Origin of the sequence: Acetobacter oryzifermentans (genome assembly GCF_001628715.1) — a bacterium.
GTDB classification, from domain to species: Bacteria; Pseudomonadota; Alphaproteobacteria; order Acetobacterales; family Acetobacteraceae; genus Acetobacter; species Acetobacter oryzifermentans.
This window is the reverse complement of record NZ_CP011120.1, coordinates 2,273,314-2,291,052: the sequence shown is the minus strand read 5'-3', so window position 1 is coordinate 2,291,052 and position 17,739 is coordinate 2,273,314. Positions and strand designations below refer to the sequence as shown.

At 52.8% G+C, this 17,739-nt stretch carries 17 protein-coding genes; 5 read left to right on the top strand and 12 right to left on the bottom strand.

What is annotated here, in order from left to right; genetic code table 11:
- Positions 1–66 precede the first annotated feature (66 nt).
- Positions 67–1,530, top strand: a complete 1,464-nt coding sequence (locus WG31_RS10810) for a protein adenylyltransferase SelO (protein WP_063354522.1) — start codon at positions 67–69, stop codon at positions 1,528–1,530.
- A gap of 7 nt (positions 1,531–1,537) precedes the next feature.
- On the opposite strand, the gene WG31_RS10805 is transcribed toward WG31_RS10810, so the two are convergent.
- Positions 1,538–2,350 carry an ABC transporter ATP-binding protein gene (locus WG31_RS10805; RefSeq protein ID WP_063354521.1) on the bottom strand — a complete coding sequence of 271 codons (813 nt, stop codon included), beginning with the start codon at positions 2,348–2,350 and terminating at the stop codon, positions 1,538–1,540.
- A complete protein-coding gene (locus WG31_RS10800; protein ID WP_162269449.1) occupies positions 2,347–3,465 on the bottom strand; it encodes a FecCD family ABC transporter permease in 1,119 nt (372 codons plus the stop codon). The genes WG31_RS10805 and WG31_RS10800 overlap by 4 nt, the downstream gene beginning before the upstream one ends.
- Positions 3,466–3,512: 47 nt before the next feature.
- On the opposite strand from WG31_RS10800, the gene WG31_RS10795 reads away from it, so the two are divergent.
- On the top strand, positions 3,513–4,526 hold the full coding sequence (locus tag WG31_RS10795) for an RluA family pseudouridine synthase (protein WP_209439345.1): 1,014 nt from the start codon (positions 3,513–3,515) through the stop codon (positions 4,524–4,526).
- A 249-nt stretch (positions 4,527–4,775) separates the two neighbouring features.
- Positions 4,776–5,726 carry an RNA polymerase sigma factor RpoH gene (rpoH, locus tag WG31_RS10790; protein ID WP_209439344.1) on the top strand — a complete coding sequence of 317 codons (951 nt, stop codon included), beginning with the start codon at positions 4,776–4,778 and terminating at the stop codon, positions 5,724–5,726.
- A 99-nt stretch (positions 5,727–5,825) separates the two neighbouring features.
- On the opposite strand, the gene recJ is transcribed toward rpoH, so the two are convergent.
- The 5 genes from recJ to WG31_RS10765 all read right to left on the bottom strand — a co-directional run bounded on the left by recJ (position 5,826) and on the right by WG31_RS10765 (position 12,575).
- Positions 5,826–7,658, bottom strand: coding sequence for a single-stranded-DNA-specific exonuclease RecJ (gene recJ, locus WG31_RS10785; protein WP_063354518.1), 1,833 nt, complete (start codon positions 7,656–7,658; stop codon positions 5,826–5,828).
- Between the two features lie 16 nt (positions 7,659–7,674).
- Positions 7,675–8,673 carry a class II fructose-bisphosphatase gene (glpX, locus tag WG31_RS10780; protein WP_006115935.1) on the bottom strand — a complete coding sequence of 333 codons (999 nt, stop codon included), beginning with the start codon at positions 8,671–8,673 and terminating at the stop codon, positions 7,675–7,677.
- A 53-nt stretch (positions 8,674–8,726) separates the two neighbouring features.
- The gene (locus WG31_RS10775; protein WP_063354517.1) at positions 8,727–10,040 is read right to left on the bottom strand and encodes a homoserine dehydrogenase; all 1,314 of its coding nucleotides are present in this window, start codon (positions 10,038–10,040) and stop codon (positions 8,727–8,729) included.
- Complete coding sequence (locus WG31_RS10770) at positions 10,037–11,269, bottom strand: LL-diaminopimelate aminotransferase (protein WP_035353357.1); 1,233 nt, start codon at positions 11,267–11,269, stop codon at positions 10,037–10,039. The genes WG31_RS10775 and WG31_RS10770 overlap by 4 nt, the downstream gene beginning before the upstream one ends.
- A 139-nt stretch (positions 11,270–11,408) precedes the next feature.
- Positions 11,409–12,575 carry a hypothetical protein gene (locus WG31_RS10765; protein WP_082823201.1) on the bottom strand — a complete coding sequence of 389 codons (1,167 nt, stop codon included), beginning with the start codon at positions 12,573–12,575 and terminating at the stop codon, positions 11,409–11,411.
- Positions 12,576–12,621: 46 nt separating this feature from the next.
- Between WG31_RS10765 and WG31_RS10760 the strand changes: the two genes are divergently transcribed.
- A complete protein-coding gene (locus WG31_RS10760; RefSeq protein ID WP_209439343.1) occupies positions 12,622–13,302 on the top strand; it encodes an ATP-dependent Clp protease proteolytic subunit in 681 nt (226 codons plus the stop codon).
- A gap of 138 nt (positions 13,303–13,440) precedes the next feature.
- The gene (locus WG31_RS10755; RefSeq protein ID WP_006115940.1) at positions 13,441–14,454 is read left to right on the top strand and encodes a hypothetical protein; all 1,014 of its coding nucleotides are present in this window, start codon (positions 13,441–13,443) and stop codon (positions 14,452–14,454) included.
- Positions 14,455–14,515: 61 nt separating this feature from the next.
- Here the strand turns inward: WG31_RS10755 and pqqE are convergent, their stop codons facing one another.
- The 5 genes from pqqE to pqqA form a co-directional block, all read right to left on the bottom strand.
- Positions 14,516–15,619: a pyrroloquinoline quinone biosynthesis protein PqqE gene (pqqE, locus tag WG31_RS10750; RefSeq protein ID WP_063354515.1), complete on the bottom strand. Its 1,104-nt coding sequence runs from the start codon at positions 15,617–15,619 to the stop codon at positions 14,516–14,518.
- Positions 15,616–15,891: a pyrroloquinoline quinone biosynthesis peptide chaperone PqqD gene (gene pqqD, locus WG31_RS10745; RefSeq protein WP_082823200.1), complete on the bottom strand. Its 276-nt coding sequence runs from the start codon at positions 15,889–15,891 to the stop codon at positions 15,616–15,618. Before pqqD ends, pqqE begins: the two co-directional genes overlap by 4 nt.
- 20 nt (positions 15,892–15,911) lie before the next feature.
- A complete protein-coding gene (gene pqqC, locus WG31_RS10740; protein ID WP_006115943.1) occupies positions 15,912–16,652 on the bottom strand; it encodes a pyrroloquinoline-quinone synthase PqqC in 741 nt (246 codons plus the stop codon).
- Positions 16,649–17,560, bottom strand: a complete 912-nt coding sequence (pqqB, locus tag WG31_RS10735) for a pyrroloquinoline quinone biosynthesis protein PqqB (protein WP_063354513.1) — start codon at positions 17,558–17,560, stop codon at positions 16,649–16,651. Before pqqB ends, pqqC begins: the two co-directional genes overlap by 4 nt.
- Before the next feature lie 88 nt (positions 17,561–17,648).
- Positions 17,649–17,729 carry a pyrroloquinoline quinone precursor peptide PqqA gene (gene pqqA, locus WG31_RS15075; RefSeq protein ID WP_014457297.1) on the bottom strand — a complete coding sequence of 27 codons (81 nt, stop codon included), beginning with the start codon at positions 17,727–17,729 and terminating at the stop codon, positions 17,649–17,651.
- Between the last annotated feature and the right edge of the window lie 10 nt (positions 17,730–17,739).

The window sequence follows — 17,739 nt, the reverse complement described above, 5'->3', positions numbered from 1 at the left end:
TTTTCGGCAAGGCAGGCTGTTATCGGGCCACCTGGGCACTTCCGTCTTTTTTCGGAGAAATGCGTTATGGCACCACTTCCTTTCCAACAAAGCTATGCAGCATTGCCAGAGCGGTTTTATGCCAGCGCGCCTCTTTCTCCTGCGCCAGATCCCAAGCTGATCCGGTTGAATTACGCCTTGGCAGAACAACTTGGGCTGGATGCACAATGGCTGGCCAGCCCGCAGGGCGTGGCTATGTTATCTGGCAGTGCAATGCCAGAAGGTGTGGATCCACTTTCCACGGCGTATGCGGGGCATCAGTTTGGCAGCTTTAATCCGCATTTGGGCGATGGGCGCGCCTTGTTGCTGGGGGATGTGCAGGATGCTCAGGGCCATGTGTGGGAAGTGCAGCTTAAAGGTTCTGGCCCTACACCGTTTTCACGTAGGGGGGATGGCCGCGCTGTGCTGGGGCCTGTGTTGCGTGAATATGTGGTCAGTGAGGCCATGCACGCCTTAGGTATTCCCACAACTCGTGCGTTGGCTGCCGTAAAAACAGGCATGGCTGTTTTACGTGAAACCATGTTGCCTGGGGCTGTTCTGGCACGTGTGGCTTCCAGCCATATCCGGGTTGGCACGTTTCAGTATTTTGCATCGCGGCAGGATTTGGCAGGGCTGCGGATTTTGGCGGATTTTGCCATTGCCCGGCATTACCCGCAGGTAGCACAAGGCCCAGCGCCGTATCTGGAGTTTCTTCAGCAGGTTATTGCGGCTCAAGCCAAGCTTATCGCGCAGTGGATGCTGGTTGGGTTTATTCATGGTGTAATGAATACGGATAATATGGCCGTATCAGGGGAAACCATAGATTATGGTCCCTGCGCTTTTATGGATCAGTATGACCCCAATACCGTGTTCAGTTTTATTGATGAGCGCGGGCGTTACGCCTTTACCAATCAGCCAACAATCGCCTTGTGGAATCTTACGCGCTTGGCGGAAGCCTTGTTGCCACTTCTTTCTGAGGATGAAGATGAAGGCGTGGCCTTGGCCGGGCAGGCGCTTGAGCAATTTGGTGGACTGTTCCATGGCGCATATTTTGCGGGATTGCGTGCAAAACTTGGTTTAAAAACACAGCAAGCCAAGGATGAAACATTCTTCCATGCTTTGTTTGCTCAGATGCAGGAGCATCAGGCTGATTTCACCAATACCTTCCGCAGTTTGAGTGATGAGCGTGTGATAGCGGGTGAGTATGTGCCCGATACGTTAGAGGGTATGCAGCCCTGGCTGCATCAATGGCGGCAGCGCTTAACGCAGGAAGCGGAAGAGGTGCCAGCGATACGGGCAGAGAATATGCGCTGCGTAAACCCGTGTTATATTCCGCGCAACCATCTGATAGAGTCCATGATCGGCACTGCTGTGAATAATGATGATTATACGCTGTTTGAGGAAATGCTGCGCCTTACCGCATCACCTTATACAGAGCAGGCAGATATGGCGCGGTATGCGCAGCCACCCCAGCCTGAAGAGCGCGTAAGATATACATTCTGTGGCACGTAATCGCCGCTTATACGCAACCGGTAATGACGATAAAGCGGTGGTTATCGGCTGTGGTTTCAATGCGTGCCGCTACGCGGTACACAGTGCGTAACAATGCTGGAGTTAAAACCTCCGCCGGAGGGCCGGAGGCAATAATACGGCCTTCGTGCAGCACACAAACCAGGTCGCACAAGTTTAACGCGATGTTCAGATCATGTAGCACCATCACTGTAACAAGGTTGTTTGCACGCGTGATCTGCGTGAGTAGTTTTGTAACAGCATACTGATAATGCAGATCCAGCGCACTAAGTGGTTCATCCAGCAACAAGGCCTGCGGTTGGCGGCCAAGAGCCTGAGCCAGACCAATGAGCTGACGTTGACCGCCGGAAAGCTCATTCAATTTTCGCAATGCCAGATGAGCAATATTAAATTGTTCCAAAAGGCTTAGTGAAACCTCAATATCTTCTTCATTTGGGGCATCAGCAAAACGTTGCCCTTGCTTGTTGGGCATAACACGTTTTGCAGCCAGCATAGCTTCTAGCGCAGTGATATTAACAGGTGCGGGCAGGGCTTGCGGAAGATACAGGCAGTGTTGGGAACGTTCAGGCAAACGCATGCTGGTAAGCTGAAGACCATCCAGCGCAATAGTGCCTTGAGCAGGTAATAGGCCACTCATGGCGCGTAACAAGGTGGATTTGCCGCTGCCATTTGGCCCCAGCAGGGCACAGATACGCCCATGTGGAAAGCGAGGTGTTGTTAGATCATCCAGCACCGTATTGCGTCCATAATGGACGGTGAGATTTTGTGCTATCAGGCCAGAGGAATATTTGCCTGCTGTCATACCATTGGCCGCTGTTTAAGGATAATGGCCAGAAAGAATGGAATGCCCACCAGTGAAGTAATAATACCAAGAGGCACCACAATGCCCGGCACCAAAATACGCGCAACCAAAGAAGAAACAGACAAAATAAGTGCGCCGGTGAGTAAGCTGCCGGATAGGCTGAAATAATGATCTTCTCCCACCAGTCTGCGTGCAATATGTGGGGCTACTAATCCCACAAACCCGATCACGCCCACAAAAGCAACGGAAAGAGCGCATAAAAAACTGATACGTAAAAGCGTTGCTCGGCGCAGCCGCGGGACATCCACCCCAAGACTGGCGGCGCGCTCTTCTCCCATTCTTAAAAGAGTTAGCCTTCCAGCAGAGCGCAAAGAGAGTGGAAAAATAAGAACCAGGCTGCCAGCCAACAAAGCTAAAGAGGCCCATGTAGCACGGCTGAGGCTGCCGAGTGTCCAGAAAACCAGATCTTGCAGCGTATCTTCACTGGCAACAAATTGCATAAGAGCAACAAGCGCCTGAAACGAAAAAACAAGCGCAACCCCACAAAGAATAACCGTGCTGGTATCGGCTTGTCGGAAGCGTGTTAGCATATCCAATGCAAAAACGGAGAAGACCGAGAACACAAAGGCACACCCTGCTACCAGCCAGTTATCGGGCACGCCTGTAATGTGCCATTGTAAAACAATAGCTAAAGAAGCTCCAAACGCTCCGGCAGCGGAAACACCTAATGTAAATGGGCTGGCTAATGGATTGGCCAGAACTGTCTGCATTTCTGCACCTGCCAAGCCCAGAGCGCCACCTATGCAGGCAGCCATGAGGGCATAAGGCATCCGAATTTGCCATACAATAATGGCAGTTTGCTGCGGTACAGATGCTGAATTGAACAGTGTATGCAAAAAGAGGGTTGGAGAGAGATGAGCAGGCCCAACCAGAAAATTGGCACCAAGTGAAAGTACAACCCCTATAGCCAGACAACCAAGGATAAACAGCCGTTTATAGATGCTGGCACGATATGTAACTTGCACAGCAGTAAGGTCTGGCAGCGTGTTCTTGAGACCCGGCATAGTATCCTGTGCTTGACGGTGTGCAGTGGAAAAGGCTTTGTGCGTTTTCATCTTTTCCTTCTGCATGAAACTCGAAAAACGGATAGGTGTTGGCACAGATGGTTATAATGCAAAATGGTTATGATCCATCTTTGCCCGTAAAGGAAACATCCTTCTCCTTTACAGTAACGCCAGAGCAGGCAGGAGAACGGATTGACCGTTTTCTGGTAGCTATAATGGAAACGCTTTCACGCTCACGCATTAAAAGCCTGATTGAAGAAGGGCACCTTAAGTGTGATGGCGTGTGCATAAGAGAACCAGCAGCCATAGCTCGTGCCGGCATGAAAGTGGAATTGACCATTCCACCCGCAGCCCCCGCAGTGCCGCAAGGAGAGGATATTTCTTTCATCGTTTTGTATGAAGATGATGATCTGATTGTGCTGGATAAGCCTGCGGGCCTTGTTGTGCATCCCGCACCGGGGAATGAGACAGGTACGCTGGTTAATGGCCTGATTGCCCATTGTGGTGAAAGCCTGAAAGGTATTGGGGGAGAACGCCGCCCGGGTATTGTGCATCGGCTGGATAAAGATACCTCTGGCGTTATGGTGGCAGCTAAAACAGAGATGGCGCATCAAGCCTTGTCAGAAGATTTTGCCGCTCGTCGGATAGACCGTACCTACTTGGCCTTTTGCTGGGGGCTACCCAATCCGGCGGAGGGAGATTTTGAAGGGGCAATCGGGCGCGATAAGCGAGACCGCAAGCGCATGGCGCTCACCCCCAAAGGCGGAAAATGGGCGCTCACACATTACCGCACGTTGCAGGCTTTTGGCACGGGGGCTGCCCTTGTGGCCTGCAAGTTGGCCACAGGGCGCACACACCAGATCCGTGTGCATTTTTCTGCGAACGGACACCCTTTGATAGGTGACCCGCTGTATCTGCGTCGGATTCCCGCAGCCTCTCGTGTACTGCCTTCTGCAGCCCGTGCTGCTGCTCTGGATTTTCCGCGCCAAGCTCTTCATGCAGCGCGGTTGGGGTTTATACATCCCAGAACGGGTGAAAAATTGTTGTTTGAAACCCCTATGCCGGAAGATATGCAGGCATTGGAACGCAGCTTGAAGGCTGATCAGGAATAGGTTTTTCGATTCGGAAACGAGAAACAGGACTGCACAGGTCCAGAAATATGGCTGTCTTCTGCCATGCATCTTAGAATTCTTGACACATGTGCTTTTTCCAGCGCACCCTATTGCACCCACTAGGCCTTGGAAACCGTAGCCGAACTGGTGGGAGAGCCTCTTTTCAGTTTGCCGCTCATACGGAGGGCAGAGGAATTGAGGGTTAAGACATCTGTCCATCGCATGACTGGATCTTGCCTCTTTTTATGAATGCATTGCGGGCATTACGGGAACCCAAAGCATTCAAGGGAGTTTCCAGTTCAGGGGAGTAGTCAGCACATGGTATCTTCCGTTATCAATGTTGGGCCTGAAAACAATCTTTCAAGGTACCTTCAGGAAATCCGCAAATATCCTCTCCTCACACCAGAAGAGGAACTCAGCCTTTCACGTCTGTGGCGCGATAAAGGAGACGTTAAAGCCGCGCATCAGCTTGTAACTTCTCATCTGCGTTTGGTTGCAAAAATTGCCATGGGTTACCGTGGTTATGGCCTGCCAATCAATGAACTGATTAGCGAAGGCAATATTGGCATGATGCAGGCCGTAAAGCGGTTTGATCCAGAAAAAGGGTTCCGCTTGGCCACATATGCCATGTGGTGGATTCGTGCAGCCATTCAGGAATACATCCTGCATAGTTGGTCTTTGGTGAAAATGGGCACCACTGCGGCTCAGAAAAAGCTGTTCTTCAATCTGCGCCGCCTGAAAGGACAGATGCAGGCCATTGATGATGGTGATCTGAAGCCAGAGCAGGTGAACAAGATTGCCACAACACTGGGTGTTTCTGAACAGGATGTGGTGGATATGAACCGCCGCATGGCAGCCCCAGACCATAGCCTGAATGCACCCATGCGGGCCGATCAGGATAGTGAATGGCAAGACCGGTTGGTTGATGATCACACCAATCAGGAAGACGTTTACGCTGAGAATGAGGAACTTTCTGGCCGTAAAGCGCTGCTTTCTTCCGCGATGGAAAATCTGAACGAACGTGAACGCCGGATTTTTACGGAACGCCGGTTAAAGGATGATCCCTCAACGTTAGAAGAACTGGCGCACGAATATGGTATCTCGCGCGAGCGGGTGCGCCAGATTGAGGTGCGTGCGTTTGAAAAAGTGCAGGCGGCCATGAAGAAGGAAGTTCAGGCCCGGCGCGAAGAAACCTCCTAGAATACGTAATAAGCTTTGGCGTTTCCTAATTGCAGGCCATGCAGGCAGGAAACGCCAAGATGCTTATATTTGTTTGAGCGTATAAAGGAATGCTTACGATCAGGCAGCCGCAGCGTCTTGAATGAAAAATGTGGCGTCTGTTCTGCCGTTCCAGCTTTCTGCCCGCAAATACCCTGCAAGATGCAGGGCCGGGCGTGTTGTATCTTCCAGTTTGGCCGCGAGTGGGTTTTCATGCGCGCGGAACAGAAGCGCTTTCAACCGGCCGTTATTTTCACCCTTTAAAAGCAGACGCAGCGTATTGCCATCGCGGCCAATGCGATCTGCACGTATAACTGTTACGCGTGGTATGGCCAGCAGAGGTTCTGGGTTTCCAGCACCAAACGGTGCAAGGGCACCCATGTCTTGCGCTAATTCAGCCGTGGCGCCAGAAATAGCCACCACCGCATCTACTGTAAGCGGCACTTTTTCTGGAAGCGTGGCAGCCTGTGCCAACCGAGTATCTAGAAAGGTATGAAATTCTTCCAGCTTATCTGCTGTAAGGGAAAAACCAGCAGCCATGGCATGGCCCCCACCGGTTTTCAACATACCTGCCTGACGGGCTGCAATAATCACGGTGCCAAGATCTAAGCCGGGAACAGAGCGGCCAGAACCTTTAATCGTGCCATCTTCTTGTTCTGCGCCTACAAGAGCAGGGCGATTGAACCGTTCCTTAATACGCCCCGCTACAATACCGACAACACCGGGATGCCAATCTTTCCCCGCTAGCATAATAACAGCGTGTCCGGCTTTTTTCTGAGCTTCTGCCTGTTGCATGGCAAGATCCAGAATATCGGCCTCAACACCTTGCCGACGGCGGTTTACGGCATCCAGACGTTCGGCCATCTGGCGTGCTTCAAAGTTATCTGGGCAACGCAGCAGGCGGAGGCCTAAGGCTGCTTCTGCAATACGGCCGCCCGCATTAATACGAGGCCCTAACGCAAAGCCGCAGGAAAAAGCATCTGGCGCTTTGGTAACGCCAGCAATTTCCATAAGTGCATTCAGGCCAGTACGTTGGCGGCGGGCCATAATTTTAAGCCCTTGCGTTACAAACGCACGGTTAAGCCCATGCAGTGGCATAACATCACAAACCGTTGCCAAAGCCACCAGATCAAGCTGGCGCATAAGATCGGGCGGAGGCTGGTTTGCTGTAAACCAGTCTGCACGCCTCAGATCTCTCGTAGTGGCAACTGCGGCAAGAAAGGCAAGGGCTGCTGCGCAAATATGATGCAGGCCAGAGGGGCAGTCTGGCCGGTTAGGGTTGACCGTTGCCAGAATAGGGGGAAGGGCATCTTCCGATTTGTGATGATCCAGCACAATCACATCGGCTTTGTCTGTCATCTGACACAAAATATCTGCCGAAGCGGTGCCGCAATCCACACAAATCAATATGGAAGCGCCCTGCGCCACCAAATTATCCAGTGCGGCTACGTTAGGGCCATATCCTTCGGTCATTCTGTCCGGAATATGGGTATGAACAGTGCAGCCGAGTTCTTCAAAAAAAGAGGCAAGAATGGCGGAGGCGCAGGCACCATCCACGTCATAATCACCAAAAATCCCAATTACTTCACGATTCTGGACAGCTTTTGCCATGCGGGCAGCAGCCTTATCCATATCCGTGAGAGTGGAAGGATCGGGCATAAGTGCCCGCAACTTGGGTTCCAGAAAATGAGGGGCTTGATCCGGTGTAATCTGGCGTATGGCCAGCAAACGGCCAATAATTTCTGGAATACCCAGTTGTTGAGCCAAAGCAGCCCCCAGACGCATCAGAGCAGGATCTTCTGCCCCGGCACGCCAAATCCAACGCCGCCCAACAAAGCTGGCTTCCACCCCTAATACAGCAGGCGTGGAAGTTTCTTCAGGTTGTTCGGTAAGTTGCAAGGTGCTGCTTTGCATCACAATTCAGAGCTGTTTATTGCGGAGCCCATGTTTTAGTTTTGAAATTATGGTGGCCTTCAATAAAGCGCACCGTTCCAGATTTGGAACGCATAACCAGAGAATGCGTAATGGCCTGATGCGGCAACTGCCGAACACCACGCAGCAACGTGCCAGTGGTTACACCCGTGGCAGAAAACAACACAGAGCCGGCAGCCAGATCATGCAGGCCCAGCTTGCGATCGGGGTCTTTGCCAGGGTTCATTTTGCGGGCGCGTTCACGCTGTCCTTCATCTTCAAACAGCAGCCGTCCTTGCATTTGCCCTTCTACGCAGCGAATGGCAGCCGCAGTCAGCACACCTTCAGGTGCACCGCCAGAGCCTACATAAATATCAACCTGACTGGTATCAAGGCAGGCGGCAATTCCGCCAGCCACATCGCCATCTGTCAGCAGGCGCACACGCGCACCGGCAGCACGGGCGCGGGCAATCATTTCTTCATGCCGTTCCCGGTCAAGTGTGCAGAGCAGAAGATCCTGAACACTTTTGCCTTTGGCTTTGGCCAGATTTTTCAGGTTGTTTTCAATGGAATTATCCAGATCAACAACACCTTCGGGCAGATTGGGGCCAACCACAATCTTGTCCATATAAATATCTGGCGCATGCAGGAAGTTACCACGTTCTGCCAGTGCCACTACGGTAATGGCATTTGGCATATCTTTGGCGCAAAGATTGGTGCCTTCTAGCGGGTCCACGGCAATATCCATGCCGGGGCCGCCAGAGCCTACTTTTTCACCAATATAAAGCATGGGGGCTTCATCCATTTCCCCCTCACCAATCACCACCATGCCATCAATGGCTACGGTATCAAATGCTGTGCGCATGGCTTCTACGGCAGCGCCATCCGCATCGTTTTTGCGGCCACGTCCTGTCCACCGGGCGGAAGCCAGAGCAGCGGCTTCCGTGACACGCACCAGCTCAAGCGCCAGATTGCGATCAGAAACAACAAAAGGAGAGGGGCCTATGGAATCAGACATCAGAAACAGGATCCTTGCTTAAAAGTCTATGATACCGGAAAAGGTGGCTAGAATCAGGCTGTTTCGATCCGAATCATCACAGGGCTGTCCGTCACCACGCTCAATGCATCTATTTTGGTGATGGCATCCTGCATGGCGGCTTCTGATGTCTGATGCGTAACCAGAACAAGCGGAACATACGGTGTTGTCTCATTTTCCGCAGGATGCTGAAGCATGCTGCGCAAGGAAACACCGCAATCACGCAAGACAGCTGTAATGTCTGCAATAACGCCGGAGCGGTCTTCTACCATGAGGCGGAGATAGAAAGCGCCTGCTCCGGTGCCAGCAGGGCAAGCACGCAATGCAGGTTCTGCACTGGCCTGCACGCCCCATACCGGAATGGTGTGGCCACGGGCAATATCAATCAGATCCGCGGTTACGGCACAGGCTGTTGGGCCAGCACCGGCACCGCGGCCTTCCAGCATGATACGGCCAACAAATTCACCTTCAGCCACAACGGCGTTAAACACGCCATCCACCTGCGCAATAGGTGCGTTGTGTGGCAGCAGGCAAGGTGCAACACGCGCTTGCAGGCCTGCATCTGTCAGCCGGGCAAGGCCCAGAAGTTTGATGCGGTAGCCAAGGGTGCGAGCAAAAGCAAAGTCAATGGCGCCAATTTGGCGGATGCCTTCTACCTGCACGGAATCAAATGCTACTGGGCGACCAAAAGCCAAGCCTGCCAGAATTGTCAGTTTGTGGGCTGCATCTATGCCATCAATATCGGTGGAAGGGTCGGCTTCTGCATATCCCAGATCCTGTGCATCTTTCAGCACCAGATCGAAATCCTTACCCGTTTCACGCATTACGGTAAGAATATAGTTGCACGTGCCGTTCAGGATGCCGCCAACATGCAGGAATTTGTCTGCGGCCAAGCCTTCTCGCACTGTTTTAATGGCAGGGATGCCGCCTGCTACGGCGGCTTCAAACAACAGGGGAGCGTTGTTGTCTGCACTAAGCTTGGCAAGGGCGGAGCCGTGAACAGCAAGAAGAGCTTTATTGGCGGTTACAACTGGTTTGCCAGCAGCCAGCGCTTTTTCTACCAGCGCACGGGCCGGGCCTTCGCTTCCACCAATCAACTCTACAACAACATCGACATCTGGGGCTGAAACCAGATCCAGCGGGTTATCATGCCAATGTAACGTGGAAACATCTATGCCGCGGTCGCGCGTGCGGTCTCGAGCGCTTACGGCCACCACTTCCAGTTTGCGGCCTGCGCGGGCGCTCAGCAGATCTGCATTCATACGCAGCAGGCGAATAACGCCAGCGCCAACCGTGCCCAGACCGGCAATACCAAGACGAAGAGGAGAAGAATTGGAACAGGATGTCACGGTGCAACAGGCTCCGGCTTTTTGGTAGAGGAAGAAGAAGATGGCGAGATACCATGCGCAGACAGGAACCCACGAATGGAACGCAGGGCCTGACGCAGGCGCTGGGTGTTTTCAACCAACCCGATACGAACATGGTCATCACCATATTCACCAAAGCCAAGGCCAGGAGCCACAGCCACGCCAGCTTCTTCCAGAAGGAGTTTGGAAAAGGCAACACTGCCCATTTCACGGAACGGCTCAGGAATAGGGGCCCAAGCAAACATGGAACCTTCTGGAGAAGGAACATCCCATCCAGCTCCGTGTAGGCCGCGAATCAGCACATCGCGCCGGTCTTTATAAAGAGCACGCAAGTCAGCCACACAGTCCTGCGGGCCGTTAAGGGCGGTTACAGCAGCTACCTGAATAGGCGTGAAGGCACCATAATCCAGATAAGATTTAATGCGGGTAAGTGCTGCAATTAGGCGCTCATTACCCGCAGCAAAGCCTACGCGCCACCCAGCCATGGAATAGGTTTTGGAAAGAGATGTGAATTCTACAGCAATATCTTTCGCGCCCGGCACGGCCAAAATGGAAGGAGGCACAAGATCACCAAAATAGATTTCAGCATATGCCAGATCAGACAGAATCCATATTTCTTCCTTGCGGCAGAAAGCAACTAATTCCTTATAAAAATCCAAATCAGCCAGATAGGCCGTTGGGTTGGACGGAAAGTTTACAATCAACGCGGTGGGCTTGGGCACGGAATGGCGTACAGCCCGCTCTAGCGCGCGCAGCATGTTTTCATCCGGCGTTGCCGGAATGGAGCGGATGGAAGCCCCGGCAATAATAAAGCCAAACTGATGAATGGGGTAGGAGGGGTTAGGCACCAAAATGGTGTCCCCCGGGCTGGTAATAGCGGAAGCCAGATTGGCTAACCCTTCCTTGGAGCCCAGTGTGACAATCACTTCCTTGTCCGGGTCCAGCCCAACGTGAAAGCGACGTTCATAATACCCAGCAACAGCCTTGCGTAGCCCCGGAATACCGCGACTAACAGAATAACGGTGGGTACGAGGATCCTGCACCGTTTCCAGCAGTTTATTAACAATGTGCTGCGGGGTGGGGGTATCTGGATTGCCCATGCCGAGGTCAATAATATCCTCGCCCCGCGCGCGGGCTGCTGCCTTGGCCTGGTTTACCGAGGCAAATACATAAGGCGGCAGACGGCGGATGCGATGGAATTCTTCAGTCATGGGTTTTTAATGCTCTAAAGAAACAGGGGGTAAGGAACCCCCCGCAGGTTTGTGGGAAGAAGCATAGTAATCGTCAGAGCAGAACAGGCAACTCCTCACTCTGCCCAAAATGCTGGAATGACACTTTTGTAAGTGAGTTTCAGGGGCTGGTCGCCACTTTGGCACCTGTGCCAAAGGCATCCCCCCGTACATGAATGCTGGAGGAAGGCACGCCAAGATTTACCAGTGCTGTTGCCAAACGTTGAGCCCGCAAAATCCCAAGTTTTACAGCATCAGACTGATCCTGCGCGCTTAATGAAAGAGCATTACCAAACCCACGGATAAAGAATGGCCCATTAGGGTGATCCGCTTTGAGTTTGCTGAGCGTATTTTCCTGCCCGCTGGACAGCACATCTGACTGTGGCACAAAATGGAAAGAAGTGCCTTTTACATCAACCAGATCATAGTTTGGCTTGATGGTATCTGGCACATGCGCATCGGAAGGCACATCAAAGCCCGGAAAAGATGGGGCTGTGGGAGGGCCATCTGGAATCTGCGGAATATCAGAGGCCGGTATTTCTGTTTGTGCGGCTTTTGGGCGCACTGCTGGCATGCCAACTTCTGGTTCGGCTTCTGCTGTTTTATCCTGCGCCTTGTTAGCGTGGCTATCCTTGGAAGATGCCTTGCCGGTTGGGGACGCAGCGTTTTGCGTATTTTGGTTTGGTGAGGAATTCGCAGCATCCATAATGGCACCACTTACGCCTTCTGGCAGGCTGGCCTGTTGAGAGCCATCTTGTGCCGCGCCATTTTGCTGGGGAGAGGACGCAGCAGAAGGGGCCGCTTTTGCCGGAGGCTGTGCTGTAGCAGAAGGCGGAGGCGGAATATTGGGGATAATGCTGCCATTGGCAGCGACTGTCCGGTAAGCCAGATTGCGCTCACGAATCAGCCCTTGAGTTACCAGCGCGCGATCTTGGGGGGAGGGCATTTCCGGCGCTTGTGTGGGGGTAAGGCCAACATGCGGGTAGGGATCGTAAATACCGGGCGGCGGGGGGCGTTGAGAAGCAATAACCCCACCGCGCATATGCTGCACCCAAGAAAGCGTGCCATCAACGGCATCCTTATGGGGGCTGCATCCGCCAAGAAGAAGCGCACCAGAAGCCATGAGCACTCCAAGCCGTACAGCATTTAGACCTATGGCGCTGCGGGGTGTCCGCTTGTGTTCTAAGCTGGGTTGCGGCATGGCAGCGCGGATACTCCGACTAATGGAAACCAGACAGTAAGACAGAGCGCACCTTACCCTTTTCCGTCCCGGCTGGCGAGACAGCACATGATTGCCCCTTGGCAGGCAGCCTTAGGCAGCGCAGGATAAGGGAATGTACACAGATACAGAACATGCGGAGAAAGCAATGACGGGCATTTTCCCCCGTAACGCCATCAAGATGGATGACGAACCGGAAACTCCGGCAGCCCCGGAGAAGGCAGAAGAAAAAACAGCCGGCGCCCCGCATGGCGAACTGGAACACAAGTTGTTCAAGCAGCGGAAAGTGCTGATTTTTGGCGGAATTGATGATAAAATCGCCCGAGATGTAACGGGCCGCCTTTTGGCGCTGGCTGGTGAATCTGACCAGCCGATTGATGTCTATGTCAATTCTCCCGGTGGGCATGTGGAAAGTGGTGACACAATCCATGACATGATCCGCTTTGTCGATTCGATTGCCCCGATCAACATGATTGGCACAGGCTGGGTGGCATCTGCTGGTGCGCTGATTTTTGCCGCCGGGCATAAAGAGCGCCGATTCTGCTTACCCAATACACGCTTTTTGCTGCATCAGCCGATGGGTGGCGTGCGTGGTCCGGCAACGGATATCGACATTGAAGCGCGTGAAATTATCAAGATGCGTGAACGGCTAAACCGGATTTTCGCTCAAGAAACCGGCCATAGCTATGAAAAAGTCGCAAAAGATACGGATCGCAACTATTGGATGTCTGCCAAGGAAGCGATTGATTACGGCTTAGTGACCAAGATCATTTCAAAGCTATCTGATCTGCACTAATACACATCGCGCCTGCTTCGCATTTCCAACTTTGGATTGGGCGAGGCAGGCGCGTTTGCGTTACTGGATCTGCCAGAATGTCTGCCCAAAAGGTTGGGTGTCGTATGAGGCAAGATCCCTAGAAAACAGGTTCCTCACATGGGTTCTCTGAGCGATATCTATTCTCATCTGCCTGAAAGCATGGATGATTTGCCTCCGCCGCCCAATGAGGCTGCAGTGGAAGAGGCTGATTATCGTGCCCGCCATTGGGTAAGCCCCGTAAAAGGGCCGCTTACGCCGGGGTCTGAGGCGCATAAACATGCCTTGGCGGAAATGTTCCGCGAGACGTTTAATCCTTACAGGCCATCCGTTATCAATTGGCCTAAATTGGACCCAGAAACGCTCAAGCGCATAACGTCCCTGCCTATCTGGGATATCGCCGTGCAGACGGAAGGCAAAGCCCGCTTGCGCATGGCTGCTTATGCTAATCTGGTTACAGACCCAGATATGAAGGATGCCATCTCCCGCAATGCGTGGGAGGAAAACCGGCATAAGGAAGTGCTGTCCAAAATGGTGGCAGCCTATGATATCCCTATGGCGCCGGAACCTCCTTACGTTGAGCCCAAGGATGTTGAGTGGGCGTATCTGGTGACAGGTTTTTCTGAATGTGCGGACAGTTTTTTTGCCTTTGGCATGTTCGAACTGGCCAAGCGTTCTGGCTATTTTCCGCCTGAACTGACAGACACGTTTGAACCTATCATGCAGGAGGAATGCCGCCATATTCTTCTGTTTGCCAACTGGTTGGCATGGAACCGGGCTGTTATGCCCTGGTGGCGTCGGCCTTACTTTGAGCTGAAGGTTCTGGCTGTTTGGGCATTCCTTGGCTACGAGCGCTTGTCTCTTGTGCGCACGGTGGATGATAACGGCCAGGTACATACGCAGGACAACAATTTTACGGTAACAGGCACCAAGGAAGTTACCAACATTCAGATCAATCTGCCTGATTTCATGCAGCTTTGTCTGGATGAGGATGACCGGCGTTTTTCCGGCTATGATCCACGCCTGCTGCGCCCAACAACCACGCCTGCCATTGCACGCGTTATTCGTGATGTTGGGCGGTGCTGGGAATTTGCTAGCGGTGTTTTCAAGGCAAATCGTAAAACAGCAGCTTAATCTGTTTTAAGGTTTATCCCAACCAGCCCGATTATCTTATTTGGGTTGGTTGGGTAATTTTTTATCTGCTTGAGGTTTTGGCGTTGCCATAGCGCCTATAATGGAAAGGTGGGGGCGTTTTTGGGCGCTCTGTTATAGCTTGGGCAATAAGATCATGATCCGGTGCACGGTGGCACACAGGGTCAGTCGCCGTAGCATCTCCCGCTAGAGCCAAGGCTTGGCAGCGGCATCCGCCCCAATCATCTTCCTTGAACGCGCAGGACTGGCATGGTTCGGGCATCCAATCTGTGCCACGGAACAGGCGAAACAGGGGTGCATTTTCCCAGATATCGGCCAGAGAACCTTCTGTAACAGAAGGCATCTGAATGCCCGGAATGCTCTCTGCAGCATGGCATGGCAGCACTTTGCCTACAGGAGAAACGTTTAGAAAGCGTTGGCCCCACCCACCCATGCAGGGTTTGGGCCGGTCTGCATAATAATCTGGCGTTACAAAATCTATGCTCATGCGGCCAGCGAGACGGGTGCGTGCTTCAGCAACAATTTTTTCTGTTTCTTCAACCTGAGCACGGCTGGGCAGTAACGCATTACGGTTGAGTAGCCCCCAGCCATAATATTGCGTATGCGCAATTTCTATGCGTCTGGCCCCAAGCTGTTCAGCTAAGGCCAGCATAGCTGGCACACGTTCACAGTTTTGCCGATGGATTACAAAATTCAGTGTAAGGGGCAGCCCTTCGGCCTTAATAAGTTGTGCCGCTTCCAGCTTTTTGGCGTGGGCGCCTTTCATATGGGCAATATGGTCTGCGCTTTCAGCTTCGGCATCCTGAAAGGAAAGCTGGATATGGTCCAACCCAGCATCAGCCAGTTCTTGCAGGTTTTTGGCATTGAGCAGCACGCCAGAGGTAATCAGGTTGCTATATAATCCTGCTTTGGCGGCATGGGCGATAAGTTCGGGTAGATCTGGCCTTGCCATAGGCTCACCACCAGAAAAGTGAACTTGCAATACGCCCATTTCAGATGCTTCGCTCAGCACATGTTTCCAGTCTTGTGTGCTGAGTTCCTGTGTGCGTGGTTCCAGTTGTAAAGGGTTGGAACAGTAAGGGCACTGTAAAGGGCAACGGTGCGTGAGTTCTGCAAGCAGGCTCATGGGAGGGGGAGGCATGCTCATACTGCCAGCAACACCTGCTTGGTGGTCAGATCCTGCAAAAGGGCTAGCACATCCCGTGCAATAATATCCCGCGGGGCGGAAAATTTTTGGCAGAGCAGCTCTAATATATCTCCCACATTGCGAGTACCATTTATCAGTCGCAGCACTTCAACCGCGATAGGGTCTGCATGAAAGGCGCGTTCAGGCGCTTGAATGAACCATACTTCCCGCACGCGGTCATATTGCAGGCGTGTGCCTCGCGCAAATCGGAGGATACTGCTTTCAGAAATCATGGAAGTATCAGGTGTTTGGCTCATGCTGCAGTTTCTGGGCGGAAAGAACCAGGTGGAATACGAGCGGGCGTGACGTAAGCATAATCCAGCGCATCCAGCATGGACCATAGCACGCCGCATTTAAATTTAAGTGCGTTGAGCACACTCTGCTGTTGCTCCACTGTGCGAGCGTGCTCCTTTACATAAGCAAGCGCAAAAGCAGAATCCTGTGGTGCCTGTGTCAGGCGCGGCTTAAAGTAAGCCAGTGTTTCTTCGGTAATAAAGGCATAGTTCTGCAACATGCCCGAAACACGCTCGCTGATAATGGTGGGGGAGAACAGTTCTGTCAGGGAGGAAGCAATAGCCTCCAGCACAGAACGTTCGCGCACAAAATGCACATACGCCTCTACAGCAAACTTTGTGCCAGGCAGCAGACCTTCGAGTGATTCGACATAGGCACGATCCAGCCCCAGGCCATCCGTAAGCTTCAGCCAGCGCGCTACGCCGCCGGAGCCCGGTTCTGTGCCATCATGGTCTTCTAACCGTCTCCGCCATTCACGCCGCAATTCGGCAGTGGGAAGGCGTGCGAGAAGAGAGGCATCTTTAGCGGGAATGCTGGCCTGATAGTAATATCTGTTCAACGCCCATGCCTGAACCTGTCCTTTGTTCAGTTTACCATCGTGCAATGCGCGATGGAAAGGGTGCAGATTGTGGTAGCGTTCTGCGCCTATGGCACGCAGGGCTTGTTCCAGTTCATTCGGGGTGAGCAGTTGGGTGGTCATAGCGAGACTTTCATTCCATCAAATGCAACATCCCATCCTGCTTGCTCTACGGCATGGCGCTCTGGTGAATCGGCCAAGAGAATAGGGTTGGAATTATTGATGTGGATGAGAATTTTACGTTTCACATGTAAAGGGCGGAAGGCGGCAATGGTGCCACCGGGCTCATCTGCAATGGACATGTGGCCCATGCGGTGCCCGGTTTTGCTGCCCAGTCCGGCGCGGATCATTTCATCATCTGTCCACAACGTGCCATCAAAAAACACAACATCTGCGCCATTTATGCGGTTGCGTAGGGCATCTGTCATCATCGCGCAGCCGGGAATAAACAGGACTCGGGCGCGGCCATCCGTTATTTCCAGCCCAATGTTTTCCCCATTGCTCATGATTTCAGCAGGGTTTTCGGCCTTTTCTGCGTAAAGGGGGACTTTGCCCGGTACAATAAAGGGCATGATGCTAAACTCAGCCGGAACCAAGGAAATGGGGTGCTCCGGTTGCATGGCGCTGCGTGGCACAAGCGTGCGATCTAGTGCATTAAAAATAGGATTTGCGTTGATCTGATCCAGCACAGGTTGTGTGGCATATAGATTAAAGTGCTGCCGCTCGCGCAGGGTGAGCAGGCCCGTAATGGCGTCTATTTCCCCACTTGTAAGCACAACGCCAGAAATGGGGGTGGAGCGTAGCCCTTCACGCGGGAACATATCCGGTGTCTGGTTGATCTGGGTGCGCAGATCGGGCGAGGCATTGAGTACATACCAGTGCTGGCCATCTCCGCTTACGGCAAGAGATGCCTGCGTGCGGGAAGGGGCTGCGGGGTCTCCCGCACGGGCGCGGCGGCAAGCCGGGGCGTTAGAGTTCCATTGCGGAAAGCCACCACCCGCACCTGCACCAAGAACAACAATTTCAAGCATAACAACACATCTAAATAAAAAAGCCGCCAGTGCAAAACCGGCGTTAAAACCGGTAATGGCTGGCGGCTAAGCTGGGCATAACCCCGACTTATTTCTTCTGGCCGCAAACGTAGCTGTTGATTTCAGCGCCCAACGGAATTTCGGTAACTTTTGGTGCAGTCCAAGCCATAAGCCTGTCT

Coding starts and splice junctions, on each gene's coding strand:
- WG31_RS10800 (WP_162269449.1), bottom strand. CDS start 3,465: ATGAAAACGCACAAAGCCTTTTCCACTGCACACCGTCAAGCACAGGAT.
- pqqE (WP_063354515.1), bottom strand. CDS start 15,619: ATGAGCATGCCTCCCCCTCCCATGAGCCTGCTTGCAGAACTCACGCAC.
- WG31_RS10755 (WP_006115940.1), top strand. CDS start 13,441: ATGGGTTCTCTGAGCGATATCTATTCTCATCTGCCTGAAAGCATGGAT.
- pqqD (WP_082823200.1), bottom strand. CDS start 15,891: ATGATTTCTGAAAGCAGTATCCTCCGATTTGCGCGAGGCACACGCCTG.
- rpoH (WP_209439344.1), top strand. CDS start 4,776: ATGCATTGCGGGCATTACGGGAACCCAAAGCATTCAAGGGAGTTTCCA.
- WG31_RS10795 (WP_209439345.1), top strand. CDS start 3,513: ATGGTTATAATGCAAAATGGTTATGATCCATCTTTGCCCGTAAAGGAA.
- WG31_RS10760 (WP_209439343.1), top strand. CDS start 12,622: ATGTACACAGATACAGAACATGCGGAGAAAGCAATGACGGGCATTTTC.
- WG31_RS10805 (WP_063354521.1), bottom strand. CDS start 2,350: ATGACAGCAGGCAAATATTCCTCTGGCCTGATAGCACAAAATCTCACC.
- pqqC (WP_006115943.1), bottom strand. CDS start 16,652: ATGACCACCCAACTGCTCACCCCGAATGAACTGGAACAAGCCCTGCGT.
- recJ (WP_063354518.1), bottom strand. CDS start 7,658: ATGCAAAGCAGCACCTTGCAACTTACCGAACAACCTGAAGAAACTTCC.
- WG31_RS10770 (WP_035353357.1), bottom strand. CDS start 11,269: ATGACTGAAGAATTCCATCGCATCCGCCGTCTGCCGCCTTATGTATTT.
- glpX (WP_006115935.1), bottom strand. CDS start 8,673: ATGTCTGATTCCATAGGCCCCTCTCCTTTTGTTGTTTCTGATCGCAAT.
- pqqA (WP_014457297.1), bottom strand. CDS start 17,729: ATGGCTTGGACTGCACCAAAAGTTACCGAAATTCCGTTGGGCGCTGAA.
- pqqB (WP_063354513.1), bottom strand. CDS start 17,560: ATGCTTGAAATTGTTGTTCTTGGTGCAGGTGCGGGTGGTGGCTTTCCG.
- WG31_RS10810 (WP_063354522.1), top strand. CDS start 67: ATGGCACCACTTCCTTTCCAACAAAGCTATGCAGCATTGCCAGAGCGG.